Genomic DNA, 25,153 nt, shown 5'->3' with positions numbered 1-25,153 from the left:
CCTCTTTTTTATAAAACAAAAAAATGTAACAAGAAAAGGAGTAAAAAGAACATGGGAAAGTTATTCACATCAGAATCAGTAACAGAGGGACATCCAGACAAAATCGCAGATCAAATTTCTGATGCAATCCTTGATGAGCTACTTGCTCAGGATCCATATTCTAGAGTAGCTGCTGAGACAACAGTAGCAACAGGACTAGCACTTGTAGTTGGTGAAATTACTACAAAGGCATATGTGGATATAGCAAAGGTTGCAAAAGACACAATCAGAGAGATTGGTTATGTAAATAATGTAGATGGATACAACGCGGATTCAATTGCAGTACTTACATCAATTGATGAGCAGTCAGCAGATATTGCACTTGGAGTTGACAAGGCATTTGAATCAAAACAGGAAGGAGCGACAGAGGACTTTGGAACAGGCGCAGGAGATCAGGGAATTATCTTCGGATATGCAACAGATGAAACAGAAGAGTTTTTACCACCAGCCATTTCATTTGCTCACCGCCTTACTAGAAGGCTTACAGAAGTTCGAAAGAATGGAACACTTCCATACCTTAGACCAGATGGAAAGTCACAGGTAACAGTAGAATTTGCAGAGGATGGACAGACTGTAAAGAGAGTACATACCATTGTTATTTCAACACAGCATGCAGAGGATGTAACTCTTGAACAGATAAGAGCTGATATTATCGAGCATGTTATCAAGCCGGTAATTCCAGCAGAGTTATTGGACGAGGATACAATCTACTATGTAAATCCAACAGGTAGATTTGTAATCGGTGGTCCACAGGGAGACGCAGGTCTGACAGGACGAAAAATCATCGTGGATACCTATGGTGGCACAGGTCGTCACGGCGGCGGTGCTTTCTCAGGAAAGGATCCAACAAAGGTTGACCGTTCTGCAGCCTACGCAGCTCGCTGGGTAGCAAAAAATTTGGTAGCAGCAGGTGTGGCGAAGAGACTTGAGGTTGAGCTTGCATATGCCATTGGAGTAGCAAAGCCAGTATCTATTGCAGTAGATACATTTGGCACAGGAGTAATTGATGATGAGAAGATTGCCAGGATTATTGAAAAAGTATTTGACCTCAGACCAGCAGCAATCATTGATGCCCTTGATTTACGTAGGCCAATCTACAAGCAGACTGCAGCTTATGGCCACTTCGGAAGAACAGATGTTGACCTTCCTTGGGAGCATTTAGATAAGGTAGATGAGATTAAAAAATATTTTGATGACATCAAGGTAGACATCGCAGTTCAGTTTATTTCAGAAGCTAAGGAAGCTACAACAGTATAAGAATATAAGGAATTTTGGAGGATTTAAATAATGAGTAACGTAGGACGGAAGATTTTAGCATTAGGACTTGTTGCAGGACTTTCTCTTGTAGGAGTTGTTGGTTGCGGTAGTTCAGATGGAAATGGTGGAACAGCTAGTGTTGAAGGAAATGGTACAAATCAGACTGGTTCATCAAGTGAGTTAAACGCAGCAACACATCTTAATATTGCTACACAGCCAGCACCAGCATATTTACCAATTCAGGTAGCTTGGGATAATGGCTGGGTTGAAGAGGCTCTTAAAGAGGCAGGCTATACAGATATTGAAGTAACATTTACAGAATTTGAATCAGGTCCACCTGAGAATGAGTCATTCGCAGCTGGTCAGCAGGACGTTGGTGTAATGGGAAATGTTCCATCAATTCTTGGAAAGGCCGCAGGCCAGGATAGAGTATACCTTGGTATTTCTGAAAATGGCGAGAAGACAGAGGCAGTCATTGTACCAGCTGATTCAGATATTAAATCTGTAGCAGATTTAAAGGGAAAGAAGGTTGGACTTGTAGTTGGTTCTATTTGCGAGAATCTTTTATACAACCTCCTGAAGGAAGAGGGACTTTCAATTGAAGATGTAGAGCTCATTAATTTAGCTACTAGTGAGCAGCAGGCAGCTCTTGATGCTAAGCAGGTAGATGCTGTTGCAACATGGCAGCCAACAATCGCAAAGCTTACAGCAGATGGAAAAAATGTAATTCTTGCAGATGGTTCAAATGGAGTCTTCCTTGCTGAAAACACAATCTTTGGTAACAGAGAGTATGTAGAACAGAATCCTGAAATTGTTCAGATTTTTATTCAGCAGTATGCACGTGCAGCTTACGAAGTTGTTAACAACAAAGAAGAGTATGCAAAGAAGTATGCTGATAAATACGGACTTACTGAAGAGTTATTATACGAGGCACTTAAGGATGCTAATCTTCCTATCGTTATTACAGAAACAGATATTAATGACTTACAGGGAACAGCAGATTTCTTATACGAGACAGGCAAAGCAAGTGTACAGGTAAATGTTAAGGAAAACGTTATTGATACATTTGTAAATGATGAAACAGTTAAGGCTTATTTAAACGGGGAAAAATAAAATGGCGAAGAAGGCTTTAGTAACAGGCGGAACAAAAGGCATTGGCTTATCAACAGCAGTAAAGCTAAAAGAAATTGGATTTGATGTAACTGTTGTTGGAAGAGATTTTTCAAATTTTGATATCGAGGGAGTTAAAACTATTAGTTTTGATTTAAGCAATGTTAATGAGATTCCTTCTCTAGTAGAAGAAGTTGGTGACATTGATGTTCTTGTAAACAATGCAGGTATAGGCATCAGAAAAGACTATGATGCCTATCCTGATGAGGATATTGAAAAGATAGTTAATGTAAATCTAAAGACTCCAGTAGAATTAATAACTTTATTTGCACCATCTCTTAAAAAGAGAAACGGACGTGTTGTAAATGTAGCATCACAGGCTGCACAAGTTGGCCACAGAGATATCTGGTATGGCATTACAAAAGCAGGACTTATAAATGCAACAAAGAGCTTTGCTGGTCTTTTGGGACCAGATGGTGTGCAGGTAAATGCAGTAGCTCCAGGACCTGTAGAGACAACAATGATAGCCGGTTCAAAATATGCAGACAGATATGAAAGCATTAAGAATAGAACTATTCTTGGAAGAATAGCAAAGGCTGATGAGATAGCAGATACAATTGTTTGGCTGGCAACAGATGCTCCGGTATATCTTAATGGTGAGACAATTGATTTAAATAATGGAGCACAGAGAGTGAAGTAAGAGGAGAATTTAGATGAGTTACACATATGAACAGTTATTAGAATCTATCCGGTTAAAGAATGAAATTCAAGTAGAAGGACTTAATTTTGATCCACACATTTTTGATGATTCCGGTGTAGGAAATGATGTTGCTGAAAGAGTAAATGCATTATTTACATGTGATAGACATGCACATAAAAAGATTGAATTTCCTGCATTATTTTATCTACCTGTTGGAAACTTCAGAGTGCATATTAGATGGAACTTAGGAAGCCATTTCGTACTTGTTAAGGAAGACGGAGTATTCAATATTGTAAAAGATGGCAAGAGAGTAGTTGAGAACATTAGATTTGCAAAGAGAGCAGATTATTATTCAAAGAAGACATCTGATGGCGCAGATATGAGAACTATCGCTCAGGATTACGGTTATGGAAATATTTTTATCGTATATTCAAATGAGTGTTGCTTAAAGGAAAAAGGCCAGGATTGCTTGTTCTGTAACATCAATGCAACAAAGGATTTGTATGGTGAAGATCAGAATATCAACTGGAAGAATGTTAATGAAATTGCAGAGACAGTTCAGGAATGCTATGGCAATGGATACAATCATTTAACTGTCAGTGGTGGTTTTGTACCAGAAAGACGTGAAGTTGATTACTATGCTGATATTGCGGAGACTATTCAGGACAAGCTTGGAGTTGAGGATTTCAATGGTACTGCTTGCGTAGGTGCTCCTGAAGATTTATCTGTTATTGAAAAATACAAAGAGGCGGGATTTAGTTCAATTGCTACTAATATCGAAATCTGGGATGAGAAGATGTTTGAGGTAATTTGCCCAGGCAAGTCACAGATGTGCGGTGGTAGAAAGAACTGGATTGCAACACTTGATAGAGAGCTTGAGGTGTTTGGAAAATTCCATGTCCGTTCTACACTTGTATCTGGAATCGAGCCAAAGGAGTCATTAATCGAAGGTATTGATACTTTGGTTTCAAAAGGAATTTGCGCTCTGCCTAGTCAGTGGTATGTAAACGTTGGCTCAGCCCTTGAAGGTCACAGAACTCCAGATCCAGATTGGCACTGGGATGTATTCGAGAAGACAAAGGCAATTTATCAGAGAAATGGATTAGATTTCTGGACACTTAGAAATGCTACAGCGGAACCAGATACAGTTATTCATGATTTGCTTAGATTAGATGAAGGGATTGAGTTAGTTGAGTAAGAGAAAAACATGGAATGAAACATTTTTAGGCTCTACTTTTGAAGGGTTTTTACCAATAGTTGTTATAGCTTTTTTCTGGTTCTACATTACAGGAAAAGGAGAAGTTAATACAGTTGTGCTTCCTACACCAGCAATGGTGTGGAACACACTGACAACAAAGGTTTTAAATGGAACTCTTTTTTCTGAATTATTGGTAAGTATCGTAAGAGTATTACAGGGATATTTCTTAGCAGCCTTTTTTGGAATAGGACTTGGAATTTTGGTTGGTCTTTCAAAAAATATGCAGAAACTAACAGAAATAATCATCCAAGTTCTTAGACCTATTCCTCCTATTGCATGGATTCCACTTGTAATTTTGTGGATGGGAATTGGTGAAGGCTCAAAGGTCTTTTTAATATTCTTAGGAGGCTTCTTCACAAACCTAATAAATGTTAGTGAGGGAATATATTACACAGATAGCAAGATACTTGAGGTAGCAAAAGTACTTGAAACTCCAAAGTGGAAGGTTGTAACACAGGTAATAATTCCTGCAGCTCTTCCTAGTATATTTACAGGACTTAGAGTATCACTTGGAAGTTGTTGGAGCTGTGTAGTTGCAGCTGAGCTTGTTGCATCAACAAGTGGAATTGGATACATGATATCAAATGCTAGAAACTATGGTCAGATGGATACAGTAATTGTTGGAATGTTGGCCATCGGTGTAGTTGGAAAACTTATGGATGTGCTCCTAAAGTGGATTGAAAGTAAAGCTTTGGCATGGAATGTGTCATAGATGAGGTGTAAACATGGCTTTAAATACTAATGAAGTAATAATAGATATTGAAAATCTCAACAAATCATTTGAACTTGAAAATTCAAATAAGCTTCAGGTTTTAGATGATATAAGCTTTTCTGTAAAAAAAGGAGAGTTCATCTGTATTGTAGGTGGTAGTGGATGCGGTAAAAGCACACTCCTTAGAACTATAGCAGGTCTTGATCTAGAGCATGAAGGTAAGCTTTTAGTCAAGGACAATGAAATTACAGGACCTTCTAAATCAAGAGGCTTAGTATTCCAGGAAGCAAGATTATTTCCATGGATGACAGTTGAGCAAAATGTTTTGTTTGCCCTTGATAGTGGCACAAAGGAAGAAAAGCTAAAGAGGGTAAAAGAAGTTCTAGAGCTGGTTCATCTTTCTGATTTTGCCAATTCTTATCCAAAGGAATTGTCAGGAGGTATGGCACAGAGAGCTAATATCGCAAGAGCTTTAGTAGATAATCCACCTGTTTTGCTTTTGGATGAGCCATTTGGAGCACTTGATGCATTTACAAAGATTCAGCTTCAGGATGAGTTGCTTTCAATCAAGGAAAAAGAAGGAACTACCATGATAATGGTAACTCATGATATTGAAGAAGCAGTGTATTTGGCAGATAAAGTAATTGTTCTCTCAGAGAGACCTGGAAAGATAAAAGAAATAGTAGAGGTAGATTTACCTAGACCTAGAAGTAGAAACGAGTTCTATTTTGTAAAGAAGAAAAAGAAAATTTTTGATTATTTCTTTGAGGATAAGGAAATAGTTGAGGATTACGTTATTTAGAAAGGAAATAAGACATGGCAGAGAAAATTGGCAAGCATATAGCTATATATGGAAAAGGCGGAATTGGAAAATCAACAACAACATCAAATATCAGTGCTGCACTTGCAGAGGCTGGTTATAGAGTAATCCAAATTGGATGTGATCCAAAGAGTGATTCAACAAATACTCTTCGTGGAAATAACTACCTTCCAACAGTTCTTGATAGCCTTAGAGAAGGTAATAAAATCCACCTTGATGATATTTCAGTAAAGGGATTCGGTGGAGTGCTTTGTATTGAGTCAGGCGGTCCAGTACCAGGTGTTGGATGTGCAGGTCGTGGTATTAACGCAGCTGTTAACCTTCTTCAGGAGCTTAATCTTTTTGAAGAGTTCAAGCCTGACTACGTACTTTATGATGTACTTGGCGACGTTGTTTGCGGTGGTTTTGCTGTTCCTATCCGTGATGGAATTACAGATAGAGCTTATGTTGTATCTTCATCTGATTTTATGGCTTTATATGCAGCTAACAATCTTTTCAAAGCCATTAACAAATATGCGCCAACAGGTGGAGCAAAGCTTGGTGGCGTTATTGCAAACAGCATGAAGCCTGGATATCACAGAGAAATCGTTGAGGACTTTGTTGCAAAGACTGGCACAAGCATTGCAGGTTATGTAAATCGTTCAATCGATGTACAGCAGTCAGAACTTTACGGTAAGACAGTTATTGAGGCAAAGCCAAACAGCGCTCAGGCAGATATTTATAGAAACTTAGCAAAATATATTGCAGAGAATGAGAATCTTGTTGTACCTAATCCACTCGGCTCATCAGAGCTAAGAGATTGGGCAAGAAGCTGGGGAGACCGTATATACGATATTGAAAATGGTGTTGTTGGAGTTGCAGAGGCAATCTAACAGGAAAGAGGAAATAGTATGAGTTTTTTAGATGAAAGAAAAGCCCTTACAAGGGAAAAGAGACTCAGTGCCCTCAGTCATTTTCATGGAACGTTAGAAGGTCTTATTGATGAGACATCTGGCACAGAGATTAAGCAAAGAGTTAGAACTCTTTCTCAAATTCATGTAGATGAAACCATATATGCCTTTAATGTTTTATCAAAGATTGAGGATGCTGCAATTATAGTAAATGGCTCTGTTGGATGTGGAAATCTTGGCCTTTCTCATGCAGATGAAGGCTTTGGCTGGTACAGTACTAGCTTAGTGGAAAGAGATACTATCCTAGGCGGAGATGACAAGCTTAGAGAAGCTGTTCTTAGAGCTAATGAAGAGAAGCACCCAAAAGCTATCTTCATTATTGGAACTCCTGTTGTAGCTATTAATAATGATGATATTAATTCTGTAATTTTAGAGCTTGAGGATGAGGTTGGAGTACCAATCATTAGCATCTATACAGATGGATTTAAGTCCAAAACTCCAGTTACAGGATACGATATTGTAACTCATAGCTTACTTAAATACCTTGTAGATAAGGCACCAGAGGAAAAGGAAGACTTCATTAACGTAGTATCTTTTTCAGAGAGTGTTGAGGATTTAGGTGCAGTAGTAGAAAGTCTTAAGGAATTGAAAATTGACTATCATATCATTCCAAGCTTTTCTTCAATTGATGATATTAAGGCTGCATCAAGAGCTAAGGCTACGGTGGTACTTAATCCAGAGGAAGGAGAGTATCTGGCTAAGGAGTTAGAGGAAGTATTTGATGTTCCATACATTGTAAGCGAAGCACCTATAGGTTTTAGAGGTACAAAAAACTTCTTATTAAAGCTTGCAGCATTTTTAGGAATAGAGGATAAGGCCATTGAATATGTAGACGAAGTTGAGGCAGAGCTTACAAAAAGTCTTTCTAAGGATGCTTTAGATGGAAAGAACATTTTCGTGGATGCTTCATTTAGCAAAATTCCAGCCTTAACAAGATTCTTCAAGTATCTTGGTGGAACAGTGGTAGGTATTGGTTCACCATTTATTGATTTGGAAAATAAAAAGCAGCTTTCAAAGCTTGATTTCCTATCAAAGGGTACAACAGTTGTAATCGGTAATGGTCAATATTTTGAAAAGGCCAATGCACTTACTAAGACTGAGACAGATATATATATTAGTGAATTCGAAGGCAGCTCATTTGCTGCTGATGAAGGAGTAGCAGTAGTAGCTACAAAAAATATAGCCACATTTGGCTTTAAGGGTGTTCAGGTATTACATGATACCATTTTAAAAGCCCTTAGATTTTCTGAAGTTGCAGCCTTAAATGAAAGCAGATATAAGGCAACATGGAAGAAAAAATCCGGTAACTGGTATGTAAAGCAGGAGGTAAGCTAGTATGTCAAGTGTTATAAAAAATCCAAGAAATGGCTGTGCACTCCATGGTGCTTTACAGACAGTCCAGGAAATAAAAGGAGTAGTTCCGGTTGTTCACGCTAATGCAGGTTGTGGTGTAATTAATTATTTGGCAAATTCAAATGCATCAGGTGGTAACTCAAAGTTTTCAGGATATTCTATCCCAGGAACAGCAGCTCAGGAGCGACATGTTATTTTTGGAGGAGCATCTAGACTTAGAGAACAAATCAAAAATACTATCAAGGTTGTTAGCGGTGATTTGTATGTTATTTTAAATAGCTGTGAGTCTGCTATGGTAGGTGATGATGTAGATGCTATGACTAGAGAAATTGTTGAGCAGGGTGAGCCTGTTGTAGACACTCTTGTAGCTGGATTTAATGGCGGTACACATTTTGGATACGAGCATGTACTTGCGGACATTTTTAAGTCGATTGATCAGGTAAAGCATACAGATGCTGTTAAAAATCCTAAGCTTGTAAATGTTTTTGGAATCATTCCAGGCAAGGATCCATACTGGCAAGGAAATCTTGATGAGATTCAGAGAATTCTTGAAGGTTTTGGACTTGAAGCTAATTTGATTTTTGGAGCAAATGGAGATGCAGCTGATTTAGGTAATGCTAAAAATGCAGCTATTTCAATTGTATTTTCAAGATGGGGTGAGCTTCCAGCAAAAGTTTTAAATGAAAAGTATGACATTCCAGTACTTTTAAGACCTTCTTTACCAGTAGGTGTAGAAGATATTAAGGATTTAGCCAAAGCTCTTATTGGCAAGTTATCTTTGGAAGAGGATAAGATTCAGTCCTTTATAGAAAAGGAAGAATCCTATGAGAAGAATCTCTTATATAGAGTAAGAGATGAAATTATAGAAAATGGTCTTTCTAAAAAGGCTATCATCGTAGGAGATGAAGAGCAGGCAATTAGAATAGGCCGGTTCCTTAAGAACCAGGTAGGGGTAGAAATTGTAGGAACTATTCTTACAGATGCCCTTAAAAAAGACGAAGAGCATGAGACTGACAATGAAGAGATTTTAAAGAGCTTTTCAAACAATGTATATAAGTCAGTTGATCAAAAAGAGATAAATGACATCATTAGAGGCAGCAGACCAGAAGTTATCTTTGGAAGCTCTCTTGAAAAAGAAATTGCAAACAAGCTTAATATTCCACTAGTGGAAGCATCATATCCAATTTTCAACAAGCTTATTATTGGTAAGTCCAATGCAGGTGTTAGAGGCTTAGTATCTATTATTGAAGAATACTTTACAGTTGTAAGAGATTTTGAATATGAGAGAAAGCTTGAAATCCAAAAGTCTTTAAAGAATCTTAACAAAGAAATCTGGTACGAGAAAGGAGACGGTTATGGCAGAGTCAAAAGCAATAAAGGATTATATATACGAAAACAAGAGCTTGGTATTAGCAACGGTTGATGAGGCAGGTAACCCTCAGATTCGCCACATAGGTGGTTATACAATTGATGGAAAAGATATTCTTTTTTCTACAGGCAAGGATACTGATAAGACTAGAGAAATTGCTAACAACAATAATGTAGCTCTTCTTTTCCAGCACGAGGGCCAGCAGGAGCTTAAGAATGTAACCTTATACGGAAAGGCAAGAAAGCTTGATGAGGAGGAAACAAAAAAGGCTGTTGACCTTATTAAAATAAGAAGACCTCAGCTTAGATACACTCCAGAGGCAAATATTATCTATAGAGTTGAAAGCGAGTCTGTAAAGGTTCTTGATTTCTCAAAGGAAGATAAACAGGTTGTATTTCCAGCAAGTGAGTTGGCGTAGGTAAGATATGAAAAATGTATTGGTAGTCAGTGCTTTGCCCCAGGAGACAGAGTACATCGAGGAATATTTAAAAGATAAAAACGACTGGATTAAGCAGAAGGATGGAGACTTCGTAAATATGATTAAAGATATCCACCTTTATGTAAAGGTCCTTGGAGTAGGCAAAGTAAATGCTGCCTTTCAGACAGCCGATGCCATTAGGGATACCAATCCTGATTTAATTGTAAATGTAGGAGTGGCAGGTGGATTGGCTGATGATTTAAAAAGGGGGTCTGTGGCAATTGGAACAGATTATGTTCAAGTTGATATGAAGACACTTTTGCCAGAAAACAGTCCTGTAATTGATTCTACACCAGAGCATATTCTTGATGGAATATTAGAGGTGGCAAAGGCTAATAATATTAGCTACAGGGCTGGCAGAATTGCCACAGGAGATTTTGTTTTATACGAAAGAAAAAAAAGAAGGGCAATAAAAAGGGAGTTTAATCCAATTGCCTTTGATATGGAAACTGCGGCTGTAGCCCAGGTAGCAACAGCAAAGAAAATCGATTTTGTTGGCATCAGAAGTTTTTCTGATATGGCAAACAAGAAAACAATAGGATTACTCAGTAAAAAAGATAAGGTAAATGAAGCTGAAAAGAAACTGAGAGAAGTGGTATTTAAGATACCTGCAAAGTTAATAATAGATTATTTGGAAACGAATAAATAAAAACGACTGACTAGACAACTAGAGGCCTTCAACAAGGCATCTAGTTGTTTTTTCTTACATAGGGAGAAATATATGAAAACTTATTTGAAATTGTCATGCGGAGGTATAAGCCGGTGTTGTCCCCTTATTAAATGAATAAATAAAGATAAAAGGAGAACAAGATGAGAAAGATAACAAGTTTATTACTAGCAACAGCACTTTCATTTTCGCTTGTTGCATGCGGCGATAATACTTCACAGAAGGAAGCAGAGATTAACCAGGTGGCTGGAATTGATGCCTCAGATAATGTACTAAAAATTGGACGTCAACCGGGAGACGTGGTAACAACAATTGCTCTTGAAAAAGGATTCTTTGAAGAGGAAGGCCTTGATGTTGAGGTAAGTGTATTTAGTTATGGACCTCCAATTGTAGAGGCTCTTACATCAGGAGATTTGGATGTTGGACTTTTAGGAGATCAGCCAGCATTTTCAGCTATTTCAAATGGGGTTGGAATTGAGATATTCTCAGCAGTAGGTTCATCAAATCAGAGACATGGACTTATAGCTCGTGATGATTCTGGCATTGAGTCACTTGAGGATTTAAAGGGTAAAAAGGTTGCAGTACCAGTTGGTTCAAATGCACAGCCTTTACTTTATATTTATCTTGAGTCTGCAGGACTTACAGACAGCGACGTTGAGATTGTAAATTTAGGTGTTGTAGATGCTGAGACAAGTATTATTGCAGGAGACATTGATGCAGCTGTAGTTTACGAGCCACACTTTACAAGTGTTGCTACAGAGGAAAATGGAGTCCATGTAGTTACAGATGCTGAGGGCTACAAAGACTATGTAACCTTAGAGGTTCTTAGAACAGATTATGCTAAGGAAAATCCTGAGCAGATTGCAAAGCTTCTTAGAGCATGGAACAAGGCCATTGAATGGGCAAATGAAAATCAGGAAGAGGCAGCACAGATTGTATATGATGCAGATGGAGTAGATAAAGAAACTACACTTAAATATTTCGAAACAACAGAAGTACATCTTGATTTAACTGAATCAGATGTAAAGGCAATTGTAGCTGGTGAAGAGCAATCATATAAGTATGGCTTAATCGAAAATGATTTTGATGTAAATGATTATATTAATTATGAATATCTAGAGTTAGCAGGCTTGCGTTAGGAGTGAAAAATGAAAGATTCAAGAATAAAAGACATATTAAGTTCATTTTTACTTGCAATCTGGATTCCCATAATTCTAGTGGTATTTTGGGCTATAGGCACCAATACTAATTTTCTAAGCAATTCAATTTTTCCAACGCCTCAAAAGCTTTTTGGGGCTTGGAAGGAAATGATACTTAATGGAAAATATTTAACCCATGTTCTTTCAAGTTTTGGCCGTGTAATAAAGGGCTTTTTCATTGGAAGTTTTCTAGGTATATCTCTTGGAATAATTATTGGCTTATTTGCAGCGGCAAAGAAATCAACGGTTGCTCTTATAGGTATGCTTAGACCGATTCCAGCTATTGCACTTATTCCACTTTTTATTTTGTCACTTGGAATTGGTGAGACATCAAAGGTTGCGGTTATCGTGCTTGGCAGCTTCTGGCCAATACTTATAAATACCATAGCTGGACTTTCTACAACAGATCCTAAGCTGCTTGAAGTTGGAACAATATTTGATAAATCAAGAAGACAGGTGCTTTTTAAAATCATTTTCCCTTCTGCTGCACCATATATTTTTACTGGACTTAGACTTGGAGTAAGTAGCTCCTGGACTTGCGTAGTGGCAGCAGAGATGATTGCAGCTTCATCTGGTATTGGTTATTTGATTTCATATGGTCGAGAAATGGCTCAGCCAGCCACATTATTTATTGGAGTTTTCTCCATGGGAATTTACGGACTTATAATTGAACTTTTGGTAATCAATTTGCAAAAGAAAGCAATTTATTGGGTACCAAGCTCAAAGTAATAGGAGGACATTATGAGTATTGAAATAAGAAATGTAAAAAAAGTGTTTCCTATAAAGAATTCCAGTATTGAAGTACTTAAAAATGTAGATTTAAAAATCGCTGATGGTGAAATAATAACTATTGTAGGGGGAAGCGGTTGTGGAAAAAGTACCTTGCTTAGAATTATCTCAGGCCTGGATACAGCTACAGACGGGGAGGTAGTAATCGACGGTAAACAGGTAGATGGTTCTTCAAAGAAAGATATCGGAGTTGTCTTTCAGGAGCCAAGACTTTTTCCATGGAGCACAGTAGAAAAAAATATAGAGTTTGGAATCACAGATAAACTTAGCAAGGAAGAGAAAAAGGAAAGGGTTAAGTATTACATTGATTTGGTAGGCCTTACAGGATTTGAAAAAGCTCTACCTCATCAATTATCAGGTGGTATGCAACAGCGAGTTAATATTGCTCGCTCCCTTATTAATGAACCTAAGGCTCTTCTTTTGGATGAACCATTTGGTGCACTTGATGCGTTTACTAAAATTAACTTGCAAAATGAAGTTCTAAAAATCTGGGAGAAAAAGAAAACAACACTAATCATAGTAACTCACGATATTGATGAGGCAGTTTATATGGGAAATAGGGTTGTTGTTATGTCTAGCAAGCCAGGTGTTGTAAAGAAGGTAATTCCAGTTGAACTTCCTCGAAAGAGAAATAGAACAGGTACTGATTTTGCATATATCAGAAGACAGGTATTTGCAGAATTCTTTGAGGAGACAGAAGAGTTAGCAGAGTATGTAATTTAAGACGGAGGATAGTAATGGCAGAGAAAAATATAGAGCTGGATAAAGAGCTACTTGCAGAGATTCAGTTGAAAAATGAATTGCAGGTTTATGGAATTAATTTTCCGCCTGATATTTTTAAAGACCTTGAGCTAGGAACAAAGTATAAGGAACAGGTAAATGTACTGTTCTCTGGTGATAGACATGCACATGTGGCATATAACTTCCCAGTTTGTGTAATCACACCAAAGGGCGGATATCAAATACGGGTGGTATGGGACAAGAGCAGCCCATATACACTTAAGTATGAAGATGGAAGATTCTTTATTGAATATCAGGGAGCTATTGTTCTAGATAATCTAAGCTTTGCTAAGAGAGCTAAGTATTACGACAAGAAGACATCTGATGGCACACTTATGAAGACTGTTGCTGTTGACTATGGTTATGGTCACATGTTTGTTTCATATAGCAATGAATGCTTCCTTAAGGATAAGGGGCTTGATTGCCTTTTCTGCAATATCAATGCTACAAAGGCACTCTATGGTGACCGTGATCATGTTTCATGGAAGACACCAAAGCAGATTGCCGAGACTATTGCCGAAGGCTACAAAGAAGGCTTCAATAAGATGACTGTCAGCGGTGGATTTATTCCAGAGCGTCGTGAGGTAGAGTACTACATCGATGTGGCAGAGGCAATTCAGGAAGCTACTGGATTAGAGGACTTTAATGGAACAGCCTGCGTAGGTGCAACAAAGGATTTTTCTGTTTTTGAAAACTATAAACAGGCAGGATTTAGGACAATTGCCAGCAACATCGAAATATGGAATCCTAAGATGTTTGATGTAATTTGCCCAGGTAAGACAGAGTACTGCGGTGGTAGAGAAAACTGGATTAAAGCACTTTTATATGAGGTAGACGTATTTGGTAAATTCAATGTTCGTTCTACTATGGTATCTGGTATTGAGCCAAAGCAGGATACATTAGAAGGATTACAGTATCTTGTTGAGCATGGAATTGTTGCTCTTCCAAGCCAGTGGAATCCTAACTGTGGTTCTGCACTTGAGGGTCATAGAACACCTAATGCTGAGTGGCACTGGGATGTTTTCGAGAAGGCAGTTGCTCTTTATAGAAATAATGGACTTACATGGCAGCAGTTTGCAGATGCTACAGCGGGCAGTGATTCTGTTGCTCATGACTTATTTAGATTATATGAGGGAATTCCTACAAGTGAGATTGTAACAGGTACAAATCGCATAATAACAGCAGAAGAGTTTATCGATGAGGCTTTAGCTGTTTAATAGAGGAAAAACTATGATATCTGATATGACAAAGGGAGATACGTATAAAGTATTATTTAAATTTTCCTTGTATATAGCTGCTGGAAATATGCTCCAGCAGCTATATAATTTGGCTGATATTTATATACTTGGACGTTATGCCGGAGTGAATGCTATGGCAGCTGTAGGTGCAGCTAGTAATTCGGTTGTACTACTGATTAATATAGCTGTTGGACTGAATATGGGTACTAACGTAGTTATAGCAACATCCTTTGGCAAAAAGAATATACAGCAAGTAAGAAATGGAATAAAAACGGGAATTCTCATAGCCACAGTCATTGGCGTAGCATTTGCAATTTTAGGAATTATATTTTCAAAATGGATACTGCTTGTAACTAATACACCAATAGAACTTATTAAAGATGCAAATACGTATTTACGTATTTATTTTTGTGGTTTGATATTTCTCTTTTTATTTAACATCATCATAGCTATTTCTCAGGCTCTTGGAGATTCAAAGACTACATTTTGTTCGTTAATTCTCTCAACATTAATAAATATTTTTTTAGATGTTTACCTGATTAAATATCGTGGACTTGGAATTAAAGGGGCCGCTATAGCTACAGTTATTGCTGAGACCTTGTGTTTTTTATTTGGTGTTGTGATGCTTTTTAAGCTTCTAAGACAAATCAAGGGAAACCAGGTCTATAAATATGATTTTAATGAGCAGGAGAAGATAATTAATGAAAGCATTCCTGCTGTTTTGCAAAGAAGTGTTATTGCCATTGGAGTAACACTAATGCAATCACTTATAAATAGTTACGGAGTAAATATTATGGCAGGATACACAGCTGCCACAAAGTTGTTTGGTCTAGTATCTTTGCCAGTAATGGATATAGGAAACGCCGTAACTACATTTACTGCTCAAAATATAGGAGCAAACGAGAAAAATAGAGTAAAGGAAGGAATACTGGCAGCTATTGTTTTAGATATCTGTTTTTCAATTTTCATCCTGGTACTGGTCTTTGGATTTGGAAGACAGATTATAACTTTCTTTATATCAAATGATAGCAATGTGGAGGCTATAGGATTCGGGCTTAGATATATACGAATCACATGTGTATTTCAGATAATTCAGGGAATACTTCAGGTGTATAACGGAGTTATTAGAGGCGCCTCTGATGTAAAAGGCTTTATGGGAAGCTTTACCTTAAATCTTTTTGCTAGAGTTTCATGCGGATACGCCTTGGCTTATTTCCTTGGATTAAGATATATACCTTATGCTTGGCCAGTAGGCTGGGCGGTTGGGCTGGCAACTGGCTATTTGAGATATGCCAAATTATCTCAAAATGCCAGAAACCCAATTATTGAAAGCAAGATAATAGATGAAAGGAGCTAAAAATGAGTTCGACTCGAAATGATTGGAGCGGGCAAGGAAAGCTCATAGATATATTCGAAAAGAAAAAAGTGGATAGATTGTCAAATAACACAGTTTTAGGAATTGATATTGGTTCAAGGCAATCAAAGGCCGCTTTGCTTCATGATAATCAGTTATATACTGCACTTGTACCTACAGGTTTTTTTATGCAGGAAACTGCTGATGAACTTATTCAAACATTAATAGATAAAAGCGGGATAAATAGATCTGATATTAAGTATATTGTCAGTACAGGATATGGAAGAATCGCTCTTAAATATGATGACATACCAAATCGTATAGTGACAGAAATCGCCTGTCATGGTATGGGAGCATATTATTTAGGAAATGACATTAAAACTGTAATCGATATAGGCGGACAGGATTCTAAGGCTATTAAAATAGATTCTCAGACAGGAAAAGTATTGGATTTTGCAATGAATGACAAGTGCGCCGCCGGCACAGGACGTTTTCTTGAGAGAATTGCCAATGTACTAGGACTTGATATTAATAATATTGGTCCAGAGTCTTTAAAGTCAGATGATGCAATGGATGTCAGTGCCCAGTGTATCGTATTTGCGGAATCAGAGGTGGTATCTGAGAGGGCAAAAGGCAGAGAGGTTAGTGATATCGCTTATGGAATCCATAAATCAGTGGCAAGACGAGTTCATTCTCTCTTAAGTAGGGTTGGCATAGAAAAAAATGTACTTTTTACAGGTGGTGTTTCGAAAAATGTAGGTATAAAAAGAGCCTTTGAGGAACTCCTTGGATTTGAAATATCACAAAGTAGTATTGATACCGTATATGCGGGAGCTATAGGTGCTGCTGTATATGCTGATGAGTATGCTTTAGAAAGTGATTTTGATAAAAATGCGGAAGGTAACTCATTTAAGCTTAATATTTCTTCAATTGAAAACGCAGTAGAGTATCAGAAGGAGCTCATAGTAAAAAAGGATACAGGAAAGAAAAAGACTGTAGCCTATACCTGTGCTTACGTGCCAATTGAAATTTTAGCATCAGCTAATGTTGCCCACTATAGAATTATGCATGCAGGTAATCAGGATGAGATTATGGCTGGCGAGTCTTTAACTCAGAGTGTTTTTTGTGATTTAACAAAAAGTGTTTTGGGAAGCTTTATTACTGAAAAGCCAATTGCTGCTGCTCTTGATCACGTATATACGTTTTTTACCTGCGACTGTATGAGAAAAACAATTGAGGCGGTAAATAGTAATTACGTGCCAGCTACAATTTACAACATGCCTCGCCTTTTAAAAGATGAAAGCCAGGAAGAGTACTATATAACAGAGATTGAGGCTTTCAAGAAGGACTTAGAGGAGCTTACAGGAGAAAAGATAGAGGATGCCACTATAAGCAAAAATATAGCTCTCTACAATGAGGCTAGAAGATTACTTAGAGAAATCTCTGAGTACAGAATTAAAGGGACTCCTCTTTTGACTGGTAGCCAATTTCAGACTATCGCACACAGCTTTTTCTATTTGCCGGTAGATGTTTTGATAAATGAATTACAAAAGATTTTAGACCAGCTTGAAAACGCATATGACAAAGGAAAAAGTCATAGGCCACGTATTCTTTTAGCAGGTGGAATTCTTGCCGATGGAGATAACAAATTAACATCCATTATAGAGAATCTAGAAGCTGATATTGTGGCAGAGGATAACTGTGCGGGACTTAGACCATTTACCCGAGATATTCCAAATACTGGAGACTGGAAAAAGGATATTGCCAGAGGATATAGAGGTCAGGCTCCTTGTGCCAGAATGAAGCCACTTGATAATGTAATCGAAGCTTCTGTAGAGCTAGCTAAGAAATACAAGGTGGATGGAGCAGTATTTTATTATCTTAAGTTCTGCCCAACCTACAGTATGTTTATTAAGAAATATACAGAAGCCCTTCAGGCTATTAATGTGCCTGTACTTGTTGTTACAAGTGATTATTCTAAGGGGGATGAGGGCCAGATAAAGATTAGAGCAGAGGCATTTTTAGAGATGTTAGGAGGTATAAGAGATGGCGGAGCAAAGCAAATCCAACATAGAGAACAAAACCCAGCTTGATCATGTAATTTATTCTCGTGACGTAGTCCATAAGCATTCTAAGGCTACACAGAATATATTAAATCTATGTATTGATTATATAGATTATTGTAAGAGAGCATTTCAGGAGGGTAATGAAGTAATATGGACTTCCGGAATGGGTACAGACAGTTCCTTATTTTACAGCCTTGGAATTATACCTGCTTCATTTACAGAGATTGGAAGACTGTGTTCTGCAGATGCTGTTGTGCTCGCTGAGGATTTTTTCCAGGTTCCAAATGAGACTTGTGCCATGGTTAAGTCAGATTTGGGAGAATTCTACTTACAAAGAGGTACAATTGCCAATCGACTGTTTTATTCAAGCAAGGCATGTGAGCCATATAATGTGGCATTTCAGCTTATAGAGGACTATGGATATGATGTCCATGTTATGGATGTGGGATTCGGTCCTAAAAAAGCAAGCCAGGATAGAATCGATAATATTAAAAAGCACTATAGAGATGAGTACATAAAGGCTATTGAATGGGCAGCGCCAGGTAGATATGACCCAGAAAAGCTTCGCTCAGAGCTTATTTTTTACAATAAGATTCAGAGGAAAATAAGGACAATATTTAACCTAAGAGCTTATCATCCAACATATATAGGCTCTCTTCCTATGATGCTTCTTTTAATGGGCAATGCTCATTATTTTGGCAAGCCACTTGAGTATGAGGCTACACTTGATAGGCTTATTGAAGAGCTTAGTGACTTAAAGCCAGGAGAGTACCATGACGAAAAGGCAATTCTTTGCTGGTCAGGTGCACGTGGTCAGGAGTTTAATATTTTTGAGGCGATAGATGAAGCTGGTGGAGCTGTGCTTTCATGGAATATTCCAAACAACACAGTCCATGAGTTTAATACAGAAATTGATCCAATAGATGCTCTTGTAGAATTTGAGCTCGGTGACCTTATTAGCGGCACATCGGAAAATGCCAGCCGCTACATAATAAAGGATATGGAAAAATACAACGCAACAGGTGTAATTTTTTATGCTTATTTAGGATGCTCTTTTGCAACAATAGATATTGAGCTTAAGAGAAAATATTTCAAGGAGCATAACATTCCGGGACTTTCTCTAATTGGCTCCTTTGATGTAGGCACTGTCACAGGACAGGTTACTACAAGAGTCAGAGCCTTTGTTGAGATGTTGGCAAAACAGCGTAAGGAGAGTAAAACCGCATGAAATATAAATTAACGGACATTATAGATGAGGATTTTGCTGCAGAGTTATCTGTTGCCTCTGCAGCAGGAATAGATATTGGTTCCCGTGGTGCTAAGGGAGTACTTATTAATAATGGATATCTGTACACAGTCCTTAAAGCTAGCGGTGTATCAAGTGATGAGACTGCTCATGAACTGTTGGAGACACTGGTTAATGAGGCTGGTATTTCTGCTAAGGATGTGGATTTCATTGTTGGTACAGGCTATGGTAGAGTGGCTCTTAATTTTGGAAATATTCCATTTAAGGGTGTTACAGAAATAACCTGTCATGCTCTTGGTGCACATTATATGAATAGGGGTACTAGAACAATTATTGATATTGGTGGTCAGGATTCAAAGGCTATTCAGGTGGACCCTGACAATGGAAATGTGACAGAGTTTATTATGAATGACAAATGTGCAGCAGGCACAGGGCGATTTTTGGAAAAGGTGGCACAGCTTTTAAGCCTTGATTTAGATGAGCTAGGAGAGTGTGCCCTGCGCTCAGAAAGCCCAGCAGAGATAAGCAGCCAGTGTGTTGTTTTCGCAGAATCTGAGGTTATCTCTTTAAAGGCAAAGGGGGTATCAAAGGAGGATATTGCAGCAGGTATTCATCTTGCTACTGCAAGAAGAGTAAAGGGACTACTTCGTCGCGTTGGATTTGACAATGACATAGTATTTACTGGAGGCGTTAGCCACAACCAAGGTATGGTAAGAGCTCTTGAAACAGAAATCGGAAGTTCTATTACAAAAACAAAGCTGGATTCAACTTTTGCAGGTGCATTTGGAGCAGCAATCTCTGCATTTCAGGAGAATGCCAAGCTACAATATGTAATATAGTTTTTATTTATAACTGGCTATTATTATATTCATTAACTAGAGCTATTGACTTGCAATATGTCCTAAAATATAATTCAATCAATCAAAAATAAACAACAGCAATCAGAGAAAGGGGATTTATCATGAAGACAACTATGATGATAAAAAAGAATACAGTTGTAGTAATGGAGTGTTGTCAGTCCCTTTGTTGTTGCGGGTATATTTTAGAAAAGAATAGGTAATAAGCCACAGAGAATTATTATACTGACTAGTCAACTAGAGGTTTAAGGCTTTGGAGAAATCCTGGCCTTAGGCCTCTAGTTTTTTATGTAAATAATTTTTTGAATGACAAAATTAAACATGTATGTATAAGGAGGAAAAAATGTCACGAGCAATTACAAGAGAAGAGTTATATCAGCAGTTGGAACTTGATAACAGGATAACTAATGAGGGCGTATATATTAGTCCAGAGGTAATATCCACAATTGATTTTGAAAATAAGGTTCAGGAGCAGATGCAGACATGTTTTGATATGAATCATGAGACTTATTTGAAATCAAAGCTTCCTACAGCCTTAAGACTTGATAGCAATTACAGAATCAGATTCTCATACAAACATGATGCTCCATTTTCTATAGAGCATGAGAATGGAAAGTATTTTCTTACAGAAAAGGGCAATCAGATTAGTGAAATAACATTTGTTGAGAAGCCTGCATTTTATAATTTTAAGACATCTGATGGTGTCAATATGAAGACTATTGCAAATGAAGTAGGTAAGACAAAAGTTACAGTTGCATATAGCAATGAATGTGCTCTTAAGGACAAAGGTCTTGATTGTAAGTTCTGTAATATAAATGCCACAAAGAGCCGCTTCGCTGATATTCAAGGAATTTCTTGGAAGACACCATATCAGATAGCTGAAACTTATGCTAAAGCAAGAGAAGAGGGATATGAATCAATCACTATTACAGGCGGATTTGTTCCTGAGCGTCGCGAGGTAGAGTACTATATCGATGTAGCTGAGGCAATTCAGGATTTTACTGGCCTTACAGATTTTGGTGGAACAGCTTGCGTTGGTGCACCAAGTGATTTGTCTGTTATCGAAAAATATAAGGAGGCAGGATATAGAGCTATATCAACAAACCTTGAGATTTGGGATGCAAATTTCTTTAAGACAATCTGCCCTGGAAAAGAAAAGATTTGCGGTGGAAGAGAAAATTGGATTAACGCTCTTAAAAAAGAGGTTGAGGTATTTGGAAAAGGTAATGTTCGCTCATTCTTTGTAGCTGGTATCGAGCCTAAGTCCACTCTGTTAGAAGGTATTCAGTACCTTACAGAGCTTGGCGTCGTGGCTATACCACTTCATTGGACACCAAATCCTGGTTCTGAGCTGGAAGGCCATAGAGCTCCATCACCAGAATGGTATTTTAATTTGTATCAGAAAACATATAGTTTACTTAGACAAAATGGTTTAACACATAAGGACTTATATCACTCAGCAAATGTAGAAAATTCAATCTTTGATTACTTCTATGATCTTGATGGGGATCACCTTGATATTCCAAGACATGAGGCAGATAGAGTTCATTTTGTAGGTGAAGATTCAGTTGCAAGCAAAAGCGAGGGTTCTGCAACTGTAGAGAAGACAGCATAGGAGGAAATATAGATGAAAATATATAAATTGATTTTAAGCCTGTTATTAGCATTTTCTTTGTCAATATCAGCAACAGGCTGCGGTAGTAATGCTAGTAGTGTTTCAGCAAAAACAAATGATGGGGTTGGTTCTGACAATCCAGATGAATTTACAATCCGTATAGGCGTTAATTCATTAGATAACAATTTCTTACTTAAGATTTTGGATAATCATACAGATTTCTTAAAAGATAAGGGAATCACATTAGAGACCACAGAGTTCTCTGCAGGAATTAATACAATTGATGCAATTACAACTGATACAGTTGATATAGGTTTATTTGCAACATACGCAGGTGTTAATAGAATTGGAAATACACTAGCAGATAGTAAGTTGCGTGCATTTGCGATGATTGATAAATCATCAAATTACAAGCTATACGCTAATCCTGATACTGTGAAAAAGCCTGAGGATTTGGTTGGTCATATTGGTGTATCTCAAGCAGGTGTAGTATTCGAATATTATTATGGTGAATTGTTCAATCAGTATGGTATTGATCCAAAGGATGTAACCATTACAAATGTTGGCAGTGTTCAGGAAGCTCTTGCACTTGCAGCAAATAATGGTGGCGATGCATATTGGACTGGCTCTGCAAACTATGGAAAGTTTGAGGAGAAAGGCTGGAAGCCTGTTATTGGTATTGATGATTTAGGAATTTACATGTACACATTCCTTGTTGCAGATGAATCATATTTGCAGGCACATCAGCATGAGGTTGCAAAATATCTACAGGCCAGTGAAGAAGGATTTAAATACATAGATGAAAATCTTGATGAGTTTGCTGATTGGGTTGAAGCAGACACAGGTCTTGATAAGGAAATATTCAAGGCAGAGTGGAATTCAAGACGTCATTACTATTCATTTGAGCAAGAAGCATATGATGACATGGTAAAGATAAAGAATTGGTGCTATGAGAACGGCAGATTTGATACAAACTACAAGATTGAAGAATACATTAACACAGATGCTTTGGCAGAAGCTTTCCCTGATAGAGTTAGCTGGGAAGCAACAGAAAAATAGGAGAAAGATAAGGGATTTGGTGTAAAAGGTAGGACTGGCATATGTACATAAAATTAGAAAATATAAATAAGACTTTTGGAAATTTCAAAGCATCAAATAATGTAAATATAGAGATTGAAAAGGGTAAGCTTGTAGCGCTTCTAGGACCTAGTGGAAGCGGCAAAACAACAATCTTAAGGATGCTGGCAGGTCTTGAACATCAGGATTCTGGAGATATTTATATAGATGGAAAACTTGTAAACGGAATTCCAGTTCAAGACCGAGGAATTGGATTTGTATTTCAAAGTTATGCACTTTTCCCTTATTTAAATGTCTATGACAATATCGCATATGGAATGAAAATTAGAAAAAAGACTAAGGATGAAATAGACAGCAAAGTAGAGGAGTTATTGGAATTAGTTGGACTTAAAGGGCTTGGTAAAAGATTTCCGGATCAGTTGTCAGGAGGGCAAAGGCAAAGAGTTGCCTTTGCCAGAGCCCTAGCCACAGAACCTCAGGTGCTCCTTTTGGATGAACCATTTGCAGCTATTGATGCAAAGGTAAGAAAGGACCTTCGTAGGTGGCTAAAGGAAATGATAGAAAAACTTGGAATTACAAGTATTTTTGTCACCCATGATCAGGATGAGGCTGTAGAGGTTGCTGATGAATTGATAATTACTAATGAGGGAAAGGTTGAGCAGATTGGCACTCCTGTTGATATTTATAGAAATCCAAAGACAGCCTTTGTGGCACAGTTTATTGGTGATTCTGTGATTCTTGAAGATTATGAGTATGAGAAGCTAAAGGGCTTTACGAGACAGGAGGGTGCTCCAAAAGCTGCCATTAGACCTGAATTTGTAAATGTCATTCATAGCAGTGGCAACAAGGAACAATCATCTGCATATATGCCAGGAAAGATAGTACATACTGAATTTAGAGGCAATAGTATGGAACTTACTATTGAATATGAAGGTATTGAATTAAAGGCGGCTCATCAGATTGATGATTTCCAAGCAAAGAAGGGTGATGATATTCTTTTTAAGGTTACGAGATTATATGCCTTTGATGATGATAACGCATATACGTTAATCAATGAGATTCTTAAAGATAATCCAGAAATGTACTATATTTAGAGGTGACTGCTATGGAAATAAATAAGACAATTAATAAAGTATTAAAAAGTGGATTAATTACCTGGATATTATTACTTGCAATTTGGTCAATTGGTTCATTGTTTTATACACCAGATTTTTTACCAAATCCTATCATTACACTTGATGGAGCGAAGACCCTTGTTACAAGTGGTAAATTATGGACTGATATTTTGGTAAGTATGAGTCGTGTGTTAAAGGGCTGGACAGCGGGACTTTTATTTGCAATTCCAGTTGGCCTAGTTGTTGGTAATTTTAAATGGGCAAGTTATGTATTTGAGCCCTTTTTAAATTTCTTTAGATTTGTGCCGGCCATTGGCTTCATTACATTATTCTTGCTATGGTTTGGCGTAGAGGAGAAATCTAAGGTGGCCCTTATTTTTTATGCAGTGATTTTCCCGGTTATGGTAAATACAATTGCAGGAGTTAGAAGTGTTGATCATTCATTGATTGAAGCCGCTGAATCTATGGGGGCTAGCAAAAGAAGAACATTTTTTACAGTTGTTTTTCCATCTGCTATTCCAAATATTTTTACAGGGGTGCGACTTGGATTAAGTAGTGCCATTATCTGTATTGTGGCAGCTGAAATGCTTGCAGCATCAGAAGGCTTGGGATATTTGATTTATACTTCTCGACTTTTCTATAGAACTGATTGGATTTTTGCTGGTATTTTTACTCTTGGCTTAATTGGCTTATTGGCAGATAAGCTTCTTAGATTTTTAGGGAAAAAATTTCTATACAGATTTGGAGTGAGATAGCAAAGTATTTATAGACAACCCAATAAATATGTGTTAATATCTTAACTATATTCATATGATATTGGGAGAATGCTATGAAAAATTTGATTTATGACGCCGAAAAGATTGAGAATCTGATTGATGACATGACTAAAAAGACTCAAAAATACATTGATGAGGCTAGTGATTATTACAATCAGATTATGAAATTCATAAATAATGATAAGTTTCGCGGGGAGAGTGCCGAAGCTTCCAAATCCTATATGTCCGATAAGGAGGTAGAGCTACTTGATTTAATGGTAGAGGCTCATAAGAATCGACTATCTCTATATACTCACATGCAGGATAGTTTTCATGCAAATGTAGATCC

General features: G+C 37.5%; 24 protein-coding genes. All 24 read left to right on the top strand.

From position 1 onward, the window contains the following. Nucleotides 1–51 precede the first annotated feature (51 nt). On the top strand, nucleotides 52–1,296 hold the full coding sequence (metK, locus tag BLP50_RS12285; RefSeq protein ID WP_242869270.1) for a methionine adenosyltransferase: 1,245 nt from the start codon (nucleotides 52–54) through the stop codon (nucleotides 1,294–1,296). Nucleotides 1,297–1,326: 30 nt separating this feature from the next. Next, nucleotides 1,327–2,409 carry an aliphatic sulfonate ABC transporter substrate-binding protein gene (locus tag BLP50_RS12280; protein ID WP_090155181.1) on the top strand — a complete coding sequence of 361 codons (1,083 nt, stop codon included), beginning with the start codon at nucleotides 1,327–1,329 and terminating at the stop codon, nucleotides 2,407–2,409. Nucleotide 2,410: 1 nt separating this feature from the next. After that, nucleotides 2,411–3,106, top strand: a complete 696-nt coding sequence (locus tag BLP50_RS12275; protein ID WP_090155179.1) for an SDR family NAD(P)-dependent oxidoreductase — start codon at nucleotides 2,411–2,413, stop codon at nucleotides 3,104–3,106. Nucleotides 3,107–3,119: 13 nt separating this feature from the next. After that, on the top strand, nucleotides 3,120–4,304 hold the full coding sequence (locus BLP50_RS12270; protein WP_090155177.1) for a radical SAM protein: 1,185 nt from the start codon (nucleotides 3,120–3,122) through the stop codon (nucleotides 4,302–4,304). After that, nucleotides 4,297–5,076: an ABC transporter permease gene (locus tag BLP50_RS12265; protein ID WP_242869269.1), complete on the top strand. Its 780-nt coding sequence runs from the start codon at nucleotides 4,297–4,299 to the stop codon at nucleotides 5,074–5,076. Before BLP50_RS12270 ends, BLP50_RS12265 begins: the two co-directional genes overlap by 8 nt. A 13-nt stretch (nucleotides 5,077–5,089) precedes the next feature. After that, nucleotides 5,090–5,878, top strand: a complete 789-nt coding sequence (locus BLP50_RS12260; protein ID WP_090155175.1) for an ABC transporter ATP-binding protein — start codon at nucleotides 5,090–5,092, stop codon at nucleotides 5,876–5,878. 14 nt (nucleotides 5,879–5,892) lie between these two features. Then, nucleotides 5,893–6,768: a nucleotide-binding protein gene (locus BLP50_RS12255; RefSeq protein ID WP_090155173.1), complete on the top strand. Its 876-nt coding sequence runs from the start codon at nucleotides 5,893–5,895 to the stop codon at nucleotides 6,766–6,768. 18 nt (nucleotides 6,769–6,786) lie between these two features. After that, nucleotides 6,787–8,181, top strand: a complete 1,395-nt coding sequence (locus BLP50_RS12250; RefSeq protein ID WP_090155171.1) for a nitrogenase component 1 — start codon at nucleotides 6,787–6,789, stop codon at nucleotides 8,179–8,181. Nucleotide 8,182: 1 nt separating this feature from the next. Beyond that, the gene (locus tag BLP50_RS12245) at nucleotides 8,183–9,622 is read left to right on the top strand and encodes a nitrogenase component 1 (protein WP_090155169.1); all 1,440 of its coding nucleotides are present in this window, start codon (nucleotides 8,183–8,185) and stop codon (nucleotides 9,620–9,622) included. Continuing rightward, nucleotides 9,555–9,986 (top strand): pyridoxamine 5'-phosphate oxidase family protein, encoded by a 432-nt coding sequence (locus tag BLP50_RS12240; protein WP_090155167.1) that lies wholly within the window; start codon nucleotides 9,555–9,557, stop codon nucleotides 9,984–9,986. Before BLP50_RS12245 ends, BLP50_RS12240 begins: the two co-directional genes overlap by 68 nt. Nucleotides 9,987–9,993: 7 nt before the next feature. Beyond that, on the top strand, nucleotides 9,994–10,695 hold the full coding sequence (locus BLP50_RS12235) for a 5'-methylthioadenosine/S-adenosylhomocysteine nucleosidase (protein ID WP_090155165.1): 702 nt from the start codon (nucleotides 9,994–9,996) through the stop codon (nucleotides 10,693–10,695). Between the two features lie 161 nt (nucleotides 10,696–10,856). After that, nucleotides 10,857–11,852: an ABC transporter substrate-binding protein gene (locus BLP50_RS12230; protein ID WP_090155163.1), complete on the top strand. Its 996-nt coding sequence runs from the start codon at nucleotides 10,857–10,859 to the stop codon at nucleotides 11,850–11,852. A 9-nt stretch (nucleotides 11,853–11,861) separates the two neighbouring features. Beyond that, nucleotides 11,862–12,641, top strand: coding sequence for an ABC transporter permease (locus BLP50_RS12225; RefSeq protein ID WP_090155161.1), 780 nt, complete (start codon nucleotides 11,862–11,864; stop codon nucleotides 12,639–12,641). Nucleotides 12,642–12,653: 12 nt separating this feature from the next. Beyond that, entirely contained in the window at nucleotides 12,654–13,424 is a 771-nt protein-coding gene (locus tag BLP50_RS12220; protein ID WP_090155159.1) for an ABC transporter ATP-binding protein, read from the top strand. Between the two features lie 14 nt (nucleotides 13,425–13,438). After that, nucleotides 13,439–14,698, top strand: a complete 1,260-nt coding sequence (locus BLP50_RS12215; protein WP_207645743.1) for a radical SAM protein — start codon at nucleotides 13,439–13,441, stop codon at nucleotides 14,696–14,698. Nucleotides 14,699–14,711: 13 nt separating this feature from the next. Further along, complete coding sequence (locus BLP50_RS12210; protein ID WP_090155157.1) at nucleotides 14,712–16,076, top strand: MATE family efflux transporter; 1,365 nt, start codon at nucleotides 14,712–14,714, stop codon at nucleotides 16,074–16,076. Nucleotides 16,077–16,078: 2 nt separating this feature from the next. Then, nucleotides 16,079–18,166, top strand: coding sequence for a 2-hydroxyacyl-CoA dehydratase (locus BLP50_RS12205; RefSeq protein ID WP_090155155.1), 2,088 nt, complete (start codon nucleotides 16,079–16,081; stop codon nucleotides 18,164–18,166). After that, nucleotides 18,120–19,367, top strand: a complete 1,248-nt coding sequence (locus tag BLP50_RS12200) for a 2-hydroxyacyl-CoA dehydratase family protein (RefSeq protein WP_090155153.1) — start codon at nucleotides 18,120–18,122, stop codon at nucleotides 19,365–19,367. The genes BLP50_RS12205 and BLP50_RS12200 overlap by 47 nt, the downstream gene beginning before the upstream one ends. Next, nucleotides 19,364–20,224, top strand: coding sequence for an acyl-CoA dehydratase activase (locus BLP50_RS12195; RefSeq protein WP_090155151.1), 861 nt, complete (start codon nucleotides 19,364–19,366; stop codon nucleotides 20,222–20,224). Before BLP50_RS12200 ends, BLP50_RS12195 begins: the two co-directional genes overlap by 4 nt. Nucleotides 20,225–20,585: 361 nt before the next feature. Then, nucleotides 20,586–21,857, top strand: coding sequence for a radical SAM protein (locus BLP50_RS12190; RefSeq protein WP_090155149.1), 1,272 nt, complete (start codon nucleotides 20,586–20,588; stop codon nucleotides 21,855–21,857). A 12-nt stretch (nucleotides 21,858–21,869) separates the two neighbouring features. Beyond that, nucleotides 21,870–22,916, top strand: coding sequence for an ABC transporter substrate-binding protein (locus tag BLP50_RS12185; protein WP_090155147.1), 1,047 nt, complete (start codon nucleotides 21,870–21,872; stop codon nucleotides 22,914–22,916). Between the two features lie 41 nt (nucleotides 22,917–22,957). After that, nucleotides 22,958–24,028 (top strand): sulfate/molybdate ABC transporter ATP-binding protein, encoded by a 1,071-nt coding sequence (locus BLP50_RS12180; RefSeq protein ID WP_090155145.1) that lies wholly within the window; start codon nucleotides 22,958–22,960, stop codon nucleotides 24,026–24,028. Between the two features lie 11 nt (nucleotides 24,029–24,039). Further along, nucleotides 24,040–24,804 (top strand): ABC transporter permease, encoded by a 765-nt coding sequence (locus BLP50_RS12175; protein WP_090155143.1) that lies wholly within the window; start codon nucleotides 24,040–24,042, stop codon nucleotides 24,802–24,804. A gap of 74 nt (nucleotides 24,805–24,878) precedes the next feature. Continuing rightward, nucleotides 24,879–25,153, top strand: a 275-nt coding sequence (locus BLP50_RS12170; RefSeq protein WP_143001149.1) for a T7SS effector LXG polymorphic toxin, incomplete at its 3' end; no start/stop codon positions are given.

Origin of the sequence: Pseudobutyrivibrio sp. AR14 (assembly GCF_900101325.1) — a bacterium.
Classification (GTDB): Bacteria; Bacillota; Clostridia; order Lachnospirales; family Lachnospiraceae; genus Pseudobutyrivibrio.
Note: the sequence above shows the minus strand (reverse complement) of the source record. Positions and strands in the feature narration are given on the sequence as shown.